We start from the raw sequence: 10106 nt of genomic DNA on the forward strand, positions 1-10106 counted from the left end.
GATTCAATATTCCTGGTTCGCGTCGGCGTTCCAGTGGTAGAGCGTGCGGGCCGAAGCGATGCGCCTGAACGCGTGCGGATCGTGGTCGAGCCCGGCCGCATCGAGCAGCGCCGCGACGGCACTGAAGTCAGCGTCGGCCATCGGCTCGAACTGCGCGTCTGCGCCGAGCGACTTCACGTCACCCTTCACGTAGAGTACCGCTTCGTAGAGCGAATCACCGAGTGCGTCGCCCGCGTCGCCGCAGATCACCATCCGGCCCGCCTGGGCCATGAATGCGGAGAAGCTGCCGACCGACCCGCCGACGACGATGTCGCCGCCCTTCAGGGATATCCCGCAACGCAACCCGGCATCGCCGTCGATCACGAGCAGGCCGCCGTGCGCGGACGCACCCGCGCCGTTCGACGCGAAGCCCTTCACGTGCACCTTGCCGCTCATCATGTTTTCCGCGACGCCGGTCCCGGCGCTGCCCTCGATGACGATCGTCGCGCGCTGGTTCATGCCGCCGGCGTAATAGCCGGCGTGGCCGTCGATCGTCACGGTCACGTCGGCATCGACGCCGACCGCGAGGTTGTGCGCGCCGTTCGGCGAGGCCACCACGATCGCCTGCCCGTCGAGCGCGTCCGCGCTGCCGTGCAGGTACTGGTTGACGTCCCTGACGGTTGCGTGCTCAAGGTCGAATGTCATGCGTTCCATACGTACATCTCCTCGGGTGCGGGTTCGAATACCTTGGCGTTCCTGATGTCCGGCAGGTGCGCGAGCGAGCGGAATTCCGACGCGATCGCGACGTAGTCGTCGTTCTCGGCGACGACGGCCGGCTTGCACGCGAACGGGTCGCGAATCAGCGCCAGCTCGGTCGGCGTCCCCATCAGGAACGTGTAGAAGCCGTCGAGCTCCTCGAAGCCCTTCTGCAGTGCCACGGGCAGCGTGTCGCCCTCGCGCAGCCGCCATTCGAGGAAGCGGCATGCCGCCTCGGTGTCGTTGTCGGTATCGAAGTGAATGCCCTTCGGCTCGAGCTTGCGGCGCACGCCGTACGGGTTCGACAGCGAGCCGTTGTGGACCAGGCAGAAATCCTCGCCGGCCGTAAACGGATGCGCGCGATCGGGCGTCACCGCGGACTCGGTCGCCATCCGCGTATGGCCGACCAGGTGAGAGCCCTTGAGGCCGCCGAACGCGTAACGCGCGGCGATCTCCGCGGGCAGGCCGATGTCCTTGTACAGGTCGATCGAGCGCCCCGCCGACAGCAGATAGACACGCGGGCAATGCTCGTTCAGCCAGTGCCTGACCGTGTCGGCCTGCGCGTGGACCGTCAGCACCGCGTGGTTGCCCTTCGCGTCGACGCGCGCCGCGGCGTCGACGGACGCCTTCAGGCGGTCGAGCAGCACATCCCATGGAAAATGCTCGCCTTCATCCGTGAAGCCCGAGTACAGGCTCAGCTTGCGCTGGTTCGGCTCGACCGCGTCGCCGAACACCGCGAGCCCCGCCGAATCCGGGCCGCGTTCGGTCATGCCGATCAGCATCGGCACCATCAGCTCGCCGAGCCGCTCGCGCAACGCCGGCGTCTTGACCAGCAATCCTACGATTCCACACATGTTGCTTGCTCCTCAGAAAAATTCGACGTACTGCTTGATTTCCCAGTCGGATACGTGGCGCATGTATTCCAGCCACTCCATCCGCTTGAGCTTGAGAAATTCATTGACCACCGGCCCGAGCGCATCGCAGATCGTTCGATCGGCTTCGAGCGCGTCGAGCGCTTCGCCGAGGTTCTGCGGCAGCACGCCGATGCCGTGTTCGCGGAGTTTCTGCGCGGGCCACTCGTACAGGTTTTCGTTCGCGGGCGCGCCCGGCGACAGGTCGCGGTCGATGCCGTCGAGCCCGGCGGCAATCACGGCGGCCGTCGCGAGATACGGGTTGCATGCACCGTCCGGCAGACGCAGCTCGATCCGGCCGCCCGGCATCCGCACCATCGTCGAGCGATTGTTGTCGCCGTAGCTGATGTAGGCCGGCGCCCAGGTCGCGCCCGTCAGCGAGCGCCCGACGACGAGGCGCTTGTACGAGTTCACCGTCGGGTTGCAGAGCGCGGTCAGTGCGGGCGCGTGTGCGAGCAGGCCCGCCGTGAACCGGTAGCCGAGCGTCGACAGGCCCATGCCGAGCGCATCGCCGTCGTCGGCGAACAGGTTGCGCTTGCCGTCGCCGATCGACATGTGCATGTGCATGCCGTTGCCCGGGCGGTTCGCGAACGGCTTCGGCATGAACGAACAGATCATCCCGAGCTCGTTCGCGATTTCCGACGCGGCCATCTTGAAGAACACGTAGTGATCGCACGACGTCAGGCAATCGGTATACGTGTAGTTGATCTCGAACTGCCCGTTCGCATCCTCGTGGTCGATCTGGTAGACGTCGATGCCGACCGCGCGCAGCGATTCGGTGAGCTTTTCCAGGAACACGCGCGTGCGGGACAGCCCCTTGTAGTCGTAGCAGGGCTTCGCCAGCGTATCGCTCGGATCGCAAGGCTCGAGCGTGCCCGACGCGGAGCGCTTCAGCAGCGAAAATTCGGGCTCGAGGCCGGTAAAAAGCGTCCATCCGCGCTCGGTCAGGCGGGCAACCTGCTTCTTCAGCGTCACGCGCGAATCGAACGCCCACGGCGCGCCGTCCACGTGACCGTCGCAGGCAATGCGTGCCAGCCCGGACTGCCAGGGCACCGGCGTCAGCGTCGCGAGATCGCCGACCGCCATGTAATCCGGCCCGTTCGGCTCGATGCCGACGCCCGAGATTGCAAAGCCCGCAAAGCCCGCGCCCGCGGTCAGTACGCTGTTCAGATGCGCGACCGGCACCGACTTCGCCTTGGCTACGCCATGAATGTCGACAAATTGCGCGAGCACATACTTCACGCCGTGTTGCGCAAGGTATGTCTGCGCTTCGTCCACCGAGTCGAAGCGGGGTACGCTGCCGAGCGTGTTGACCGGCAACTGGCTCGTATCGTTCAGGTTCATCGTCTCTCCTTGCAACTGCTTCGTTCACTGGTTTGCGGAATCCGCCCGACTGGCGAGCGGGTCAACTGCGCGACATGGGCAAGCACCGCGTCCGATACGCTGCAACCACGCCTTCTGCCTGAGAAGGAATTTACTGTTGCGAAATAATAATTCCCTACATGAAACTTTTGGCGCGCACACCGGCGTTGCCGACCGTGCCGGCGCGCACGCCGCAATCTGCTACCCTTGCCCCTTTTGCCGAGGTCGATGATGCATACCGCTGACGACAGCAAGACACCGCTCGAACGCTATCTCGGGTCGACCATCCGCGAGCTTCGCCAGCATCATGGCCTGACCATCGCCCAGGTCGCCGAACAGGCCGGTATCAGCCGCGGCATGCTGTCGAAGATCGAAAACGCACAGACCTCGACCGGTCTCGACGTCCTCAACCGCATTGCCCAGGCGCTCGGCGTCTCCATGGCCGTGCTGTTCCGCAACTTCGACGTACCTCAGGGCGGTGCCCAGCTCGTGAAGAAAGGCGCCGGCATGGAAGTCGTCCGTAAAGGCACGAAAAGCGGCCACACTTACCATCTGCTCGCCTACGACCAGGGTCCACGCAAAACCTTCGAGCCGTTCCTGATCACGATGGAAGACCAGGCGGAACGCTTTCCCGTATTCGAGCATCCCGGCACCGAGTTCATCCACATGCTCAAGGGCGTGATCGAATACCGGCACGGTCAGCAGACCTACATCCTGCATCCGGGCGACACCCTGACGTTCCGCGCCGACGTACCGCACGGCCCGGAACGCCTGATCAAGACCCCGATCCAGTTCCTGTCGATCTTCGTCTACGGACAACCTGCCGACGAATAAGCATCCCGTCACGAGAGATAACGCAAGCCGCGTGCCAGGTTTATCTACAGGAATCAAAGATTCCCATTAATAAACATCCCGGGCGATATCGAGCCCGTGCGTCATTCAGTGCGAGCTGGGTCAATGCGTGCTATGGGTGCGGCTCCACGCCACTTTCGGTGCAGCGTCGCACCGATACGGGAACCGCGGTTACGAAGATGTATCAGCGATCCTTATGCTGCGACCGGCGGCAGGGCCGCCAGCGCATCCAGCGCCGCGCAGAGCATCCGGCGCACCGTCGGCTGCACGCGCGCCGCGCGTTCGGTGTCGTAGGCGAACGGGAAAGCTTCGTCCATGTAGGTCGACTGGCACATCTCCAGCTGGATCGCGTGCACGCCGTGCGACGGCCGGCCGGACGAGCGGGTGATGAAGCCGCCCTTGAAGCGACCGTTGGCGACCCACGTGAACGGGCCTGCGGCAGCCTCGCGCTCGACCGCGGCCTGCACGGACGGCGCGACGGTCCTGCCGTCCTGCGTGCCAATGTTCAGGTCGGGAAGCTTGCCGTCGAACAGCCGCGGCAGCATGCTCGCGATCGAGTGCGCTTCCCAAAGCAGCACGTGCCCGTGACGCTCGCGCAGCCGCGCCAGCTCGGCCGCCAGCGCCATGTGGTACGGCTGCCAGTATGCGTCGACCCGGCGGCCTTTCTCCGCCGCATCCGGTTCGCATCCTTCGCGATAGACGGGCTCGCCCCGAAACGTTTCGGTCGGACACAAGCCCGTCGTCGTCTGGCCGGGATACAGGCTCTCGTCGTCCGACGGACGATTGAGGTCGATCACGTAACGCGAAACCGTCGCACCGAGCATCGTCGCGCCAAGCGTGGTCGCGAACGCGTACAGTCGGTCGAGGTGCCAGTCGGTATCGGCGAGTGTCAGCGCGCGGTCGGTGTACGCATCGCGCAACGGCGCGGGTATCGCCGTTCCCAGGTGCGGAATCGAAATCAGCAGCGGCGCATCGCCGCGTTGCAGCGTATATAGGTCACTCATCGAGCACTCCGTACGAATCAAAGCAATGCATCTTCGGGTAACTGCGGCACGGCGCGCGCGAGCGCGGGCCGGATCGAATGGTCGAGCACGGCGCGCGTCAGCTCGATGATCTCCGTGACGAAGTCCTCCCACTCGCCCTGTCGGTGCAGGAGAAAGAAATCGCGCCGGCCGAGACGGCCGGCCGGCAACGGCACGACCACGACGTCGCCGAGGTAATGGCGCGCCTGCCACAGGCACAGCGGCGTCGAGATCGCGAAGCCGAGCCGGGCGGCAACCAGGCTCAGCAGCGGATCCGTCGCGTCGAATTCGAAGCGCCTCGGGCAGTCGATGCCGAGATGACGCGCGAACCGCTCCACCTGCTGACCGATCACCGAACGCGCCGTGTAACGGATCAACGGCAGTTCGGCCGCCAGCGTTCGCCAGTCGGCCTGCGGGCGCCCGGCCAGATGCGCGCGCGCGACGACCGCGACGAATGCTTCGGAGAACAACGGGACCTCGACGATACGCGCATCGCTGAGCGTGGTCTGCGTACATACGGCGACGTCGATCTCCCGGTCATGCAATTGCTTGCTCAAACCCGGCGTGATCCCGGACCACATCGAAATCTGCCGCGACGTGCCCGACACCGCACGAATCAGTTCCGGGCCGACCGTCGCCGCGAACGAATCGACACAGCCGAGCCGCACGGGCAGCCGCCCGGCGTCCGACGCGTCGCCGACGCGCGTGCTCACCATCTGCGCATGCTCGAGCAGCGGGCCGGCCATTTCGAGCAGGGCCCGGCCAGCGATATTGGGGCGCGGCGGACGGCTCTCGCGATCGAACAGCACCGTCCCCTGGTCACGCTCGAGTGCGGAAATCGCCTGACTGATCGCGCTCTGGCTGACGCCGATGCGCCTGGCCGCGCCGGTCATCGAACCGGTCTCGCACACGGCGACGAAGGCCTGCAGGGCACGCAGGTCGATTGGCGATGGGTTGCGTCGCATAGAGGCTCCAGTTGCCGGGGGACGGCCATTCCGCCAATACGGGACGAATGGTGCGCCGGTTCGGTTCGCCCGTGTGCTAGATGAGCACTTCCGGGCACGTTGCATAAGTTTGCCTAATAAAAAATTCGGCGGCACCGCGGCTCCCTAGAATCGGCTCGTCGTCCATCCAGAGGGAAACCATGAGCCACTTCGACTTCATCGTGATCGGTGCCGGCGTGATCGGCACGTCGGTCGCACATCATCTTGCGTCGCTCGGCGCGCAGAACGTGCTCGTCATCGAACGCGGCATGATCGGTGCCGGCACCACGTCGCAATCGTCCGGTCTGCTGCGCACGCATTACTCGGTCCGCCAGAACGTCGAACTGGCGCGCTCGTCGTGGTCGGCCTTCAACAACTTCGCCGAATACGTCGGCGACGACGAGGCGTCGTGCGGGCTCGTCAAGTGCGGCTACATGATCTGCGCGCCGGAGGGGGCGAAGCTCGAACCGCTGCGCGCGTCGCTCGACGCGCAGCGGGCGATGGACATCGACGTGCAGTTGCTCGATCGGGATGAGGCTCGTGCCCGCCTGCCGATCGCGCAGTTCGACGACGCGGCGCTGATCGGCTTCGAGCCGGAAGCCGGCTTCGCCGATGCTTATCTCGTCGCGACGAGCTTCGCGAAATCGGCACGCCGGCGCGGCGTGAAGATGCTCGAAGGCACGACCGTCACGGGGGTCGTGCGTGACGGCCGCCGCATCGTCGGCGTCGACACGAGTGCCGGCCGCTTCATGTGCGGCACGCTGATCAGCACGCAGAACATCTGGACGCCGGAACTGTCCGGCTGGATCGACGTCCCGCTCCCCGTGAAGCCGGAACGGCACACCGTGCTGGCGCTCGAGTGCGATGCACGATATTCGTTCCAGATGCCGGCGTTCAAGGACCTGGGCTCGCCCGGCATGCTCTATTACCGCAGCTATGGCGGCAGCCAGATGCTGGTCTCCGAGGGCATCGTCGGCGAGACGCTGAATGCGCCGGAAACCGAACAGGGCGACATTTCGCTGGATTACGTCGCCGAAGTCGGTGCGCAGGTCGCCGAACGCTTTCCCGCCTACGAGACAGCCGGACTCGCGTCGTCGTGGACCGGCGTCTACGACGTGACGCCCGACTGGAACCCGGTGCTTGGCAACGTCGGCGACATCGAGGGACTCGTGGTTGGCTTCGGCTTCTCGGGCCACGGCTTCAAGCTGTCGCCCGGCATCGGCAAACTGCTCGCACAGCATGCTCTTGGGCAGCCGACCGACGTTTCGCTCGCCCCTTACGCGCTTGAACGCTTTGCAACCGGCGCATTGCTCACCGGCAAGTACGGCCTCGGCGCCGTGTCCTGATCTCCACCTTTCGACGAGACATTCCCATGCCCCTGAAGATACTGGTGCCCGTCAAGCGCGTCGTCGATCCGAACGTGCGGGTGCGGATCGGTTCGACCGGTTCGATCGAGACGACCGGCCTCAAGATGTCCATCAACCCGTTTGACGAATGCGCGCTCGAAATGGCGCTGCGCCTGCGCGAAGCCGGTCACGCCGCGCAGGTGAGCGTCGTCACGTGCGGCCTGCCCGCCTGCCAGGATGTATTGCGCACTGGCCTCGCGATGGGCGCCGACGACGCGATCCTGATTGACACCGGCGACGCCGCCGCGTCGCTCGACTCGCTTGGCGTCGCACGGCTGCTCCACGCGTACCTCGGCACGTCGCCGTACGACCTCGTGCTTTGCGGCAAGCAGGCGATCGACGACGACACCGGCGGCGTCGCGCCCATGCTCGCCGGCCTGCTCGGCTGGCCGCAAGGTCTCGACGCGACCGCTCTCGCGCCCGAAGGCGACGGCTGGCGCGTCACGTGCGGCGACGACAGCGGCACCGCGACCTGGCGGCTGGCCGGACGCGCCGTCGTGAGCGCCGACCTGCGCCTGGCCGAACCGCGACGCGTGACGCTGCCGAGCATCGTCAAGGCGAAGCAGAAGCCGCTTGCCGTCATTCATGCCGCGCAGTTCGCGGTGGATCTCGCGCCGTCGTCACGTGCGGTCCAACTCGACGAGCCGACCGTGCAGCGCGCGGGTCATCGCGTTGCGGACATCGATGCACTGATCGCCGCGCTCGCCGCCCACCACGTCTTTGCCCATACAGGAGTCTCCGCATGAGAACGCTCGTTATCGCCGAAGCCACGGCCGACCATACGCTGCCCGACGCGGTCCGGCGCGTCGTGACTGCCGCAACGTCACGCCGGCGTACAGTCGACGTGATGGTGCTCGATCCCGCAGCAGCCGCGGAAGCCGCGCTGATAGACGGCGTCGACCAGGTGCTCCGACCGGATCAGCCGGACACTGCCGGCGCTGTCACGCCGGAGCGTCTCGCCGCGCTGCTCGCAGGACTGGCACCGCGCTACACACTGATCGCGGCCGCCCATCGCACGCTCGGCCGGAATACGTTGCCGCGCGCTGCGGCACTCGCCGGCGCGGCGTTCGTCGCGGACGTGACCGGCATCGCGGACGACGGCCGCTTCGTGCGCGGCCTGTATGCGGGAAGCATCGTCGCGACCGTCGAAAGCGCGCGCGAGACCACCTTTGCGACCGTGCGCGCATCGTCGTTCGCGGCGGCAGGCACGCGAACCGAACCGGCGCCGATCGATTCCGTAGATGCGCCGCCCGCATTCGCCGCGACGACGCTCGTCGAACGCAACAGCGCTCAGACAGCCGGCGTCGATCTCGCGAATGCGCCGATCGTCGTGTCAGGCGGACGCGGGCTCGCGTCCGGCGAGAACATGGTGCGGCTCGGCACACTCGCATCGCGTTTCGGCGCAGCCCTCGGCGCATCGCGCGCCGCGGTCGACGCCGGCTATGCGCCGAACGCCATTCAGGTGGGCCAGACAGGCAAGACCGTCGCCCCCGACGCCTATCTCGCGTTCGGAATCTCGGGCGCCGTTCAGCACCTGGCCGGCATGAAAGATTCGAAGCTGATCGTCGCCGTCAACAAGGATCCGGATGCACCGATCTTCTCGTTTGCGGACGTGGGCTTCGTGGGGGACCTGTTCGACGTGATGGCTGCGCTCGAACGTCACATCGATGCCGGGAGTGGCGCATGACGAACCCGGATTCCGGGCAGGGCGGCGTCCCGCCCGTGCCTGCGCCGCGTTCCTCCATCGGGCGTGCGCCATCGGCATCACACTACCCGTCCGTCCGGTTCATCGATTGCGCGCAAATCGAGCCTGAAGCCTGGGCGAACGGCGCCGGCATCACGCGAACGATCGCAAGCCGCGTCGACTCCGACAGCAACGTCGACTGGCGTATCAGTCTCGCAACGCTCGACGGATCGGCCCGCTTCTCGCAGTTTCCGGGTGTCGACCGGATCCTCGTGCCGGTCGACAACACGAGCGTCGAACTCCGCGCGCAGGACGGGCATCTCGTCGCCCACCCGATCGTGCCGGCACACTTTCCCGGCGATTTGCCTGTGTGGACGACCGATATCGTGCGGCCCACGCACGTGCTCAACGTGATGACACGCCGCGCCGCCTGCCGGGCCACCGTGAGCGTAGCGACGCATTCACGCCGCGTGACGCCGGCGCCGACGCATCTGCTGATTTGCGCGGCCGGCCAATGGCGCTTCAGCAGCGCGTCGCTCAGTACCCAGACCCTGCTGCCGATGCATGGCCTGTGGCTCGACGGCCGCAGCGAAGAACTCGATCTGCAGTCCGACGCACTTGACTCCCGCCTGATCTCGATCGCGATCGAGTCGGTCGAACGCTAATCCCTGCCCGCTTATCTGCTCATGTCACACGCTTCGTTTGTCGAACAATACGGCCCGCGCGAATCGATGGAATACGACGTCGTGATCGTCGGCGGCGGCCCCGCCGGGCTGTCGGCCGCGACCCGGCTCAAGCAGCTGGCCGCCGAGAAAGGCACCGAGATCGGCGTGTGCGTGCTCGAGAAGGGCTCCGAGATCGGCGCGCACATCCTGTCGGGCGCGGTGATGGACCCGCGCGCGATCACCGAACTGTTCCCCGACTGGAAGGAACAGGGTGCGCCTTTGAATGTCGAGGTGACCGAAGACCGCTTCCTGTTCCTGTCCGAGAACAGCGCGGTTACCACGCCCAACTGGGCGCTGCCCGCCAATTTCCAGAACCACGGCAACTACGTGATTTCGCTGGGCAACGTCACGCGCTGGCTCGGGGCACAGGCCGAGGCGCTCGGCGTCGAGATCTTCCCGGGCTTCCCGGCCGCCGAGATTCTCTAT

The 10106-nt window shown here is 66.1% G+C and carries 11 protein-coding genes; 6 read left to right on the plus strand and 5 right to left on the minus strand.

What is annotated here, in order from left to right; translation table 11 throughout:
• Positions 1-3: 3 nt before the first annotated feature.
• From U5771_RS20050 to glnT, 3 genes are read right to left on the minus strand one after another with little or no spacing between them, the layout of a single operon-like run.
• Entirely contained in the window at positions 4-693 is a 690-nt protein-coding gene (locus U5771_RS20050; protein WP_322025591.1) for a protein glxC, read from the minus strand.
• Complete coding sequence (locus U5771_RS20055; protein WP_322025592.1) at positions 681-1589, minus strand: amidophosphoribosyltransferase; 909 nt, start codon at positions 1587-1589, stop codon at positions 681-683. The genes U5771_RS20050 and U5771_RS20055 overlap by 13 nt, the downstream gene beginning before the upstream one ends.
• Before the next feature lie 12 nt (positions 1590-1601).
• Positions 1602-2990 (minus strand): type III glutamate--ammonia ligase, encoded by a 1389-nt coding sequence (gene glnT / locus U5771_RS20060; RefSeq protein ID WP_322025593.1) that lies wholly within the window; start codon positions 2988-2990, stop codon positions 1602-1604.
• 249 nt (positions 2991-3239) lie between these two features.
• Between glnT and U5771_RS20065 the strand changes: the two genes are divergently transcribed.
• On the plus strand, positions 3240-3842 hold the full coding sequence (locus tag U5771_RS20065) for an XRE family transcriptional regulator (RefSeq protein WP_322025606.1): 603 nt from the start codon (positions 3240-3242) through the stop codon (positions 3840-3842).
• A 212-nt stretch (positions 3843-4054) separates the two neighbouring features.
• On the opposite strand, the gene hutG is transcribed toward U5771_RS20065, so the two are convergent.
• Both hutG and U5771_RS20075 read right to left on the minus strand, forming a co-directional pair.
• Entirely contained in the window at positions 4055-4864 is an 810-nt protein-coding gene (gene hutG / locus U5771_RS20070) for an N-formylglutamate deformylase (RefSeq protein ID WP_322025594.1), read from the minus strand.
• A 17-nt stretch (positions 4865-4881) separates the two neighbouring features.
• The gene (locus U5771_RS20075) at positions 4882-5847 is read right to left on the minus strand and encodes a LysR family transcriptional regulator (protein WP_415859420.1); all 966 of its coding nucleotides are present in this window, start codon (positions 5845-5847) and stop codon (positions 4882-4884) included.
• A gap of 179 nt (positions 5848-6026) precedes the next feature.
• Here U5771_RS20075 and U5771_RS20080 point away from each other — a divergent pair, with 179 nt between their 5' ends.
• The 5 genes from U5771_RS20080 to U5771_RS20100 form a co-directional block, all read left to right on the plus strand.
• Positions 6027-7211, plus strand: a complete 1185-nt coding sequence (locus U5771_RS20080; RefSeq protein ID WP_322025596.1) for an FAD-binding oxidoreductase — start codon at positions 6027-6029, stop codon at positions 7209-7211.
• Between the two features lie 26 nt (positions 7212-7237).
• The gene (locus U5771_RS20085; protein WP_322025597.1) at positions 7238-8017 is read left to right on the plus strand and encodes an electron transfer flavoprotein subunit beta/FixA family protein; all 780 of its coding nucleotides are present in this window, start codon (positions 7238-7240) and stop codon (positions 8015-8017) included.
• A complete protein-coding gene (locus tag U5771_RS20090) occupies positions 8014-8958 on the plus strand; it encodes an electron transfer flavoprotein subunit alpha/FixB family protein (RefSeq protein WP_322025598.1) in 945 nt (314 codons plus the stop codon). Before U5771_RS20085 ends, U5771_RS20090 begins: the two co-directional genes overlap by 4 nt.
• Complete coding sequence (locus U5771_RS20095; RefSeq protein ID WP_322025599.1) at positions 8955-9620, plus strand: HutD family protein; 666 nt, start codon at positions 8955-8957, stop codon at positions 9618-9620. The genes U5771_RS20090 and U5771_RS20095 overlap by 4 nt, the downstream gene beginning before the upstream one ends.
• Before the next feature lie 21 nt (positions 9621-9641).
• On the plus strand, positions 9642-10106 hold a 465-nt coding region (locus tag U5771_RS20100), incomplete at its 3' end, for an NAD(P)/FAD-dependent oxidoreductase (RefSeq protein WP_322025600.1).

This window comes from Burkholderia sp. BCC1977 (genome assembly GCF_905339595.1).
Lineage (GTDB): Bacteria > Pseudomonadota > Gammaproteobacteria > Burkholderiales > Burkholderiaceae > Burkholderia.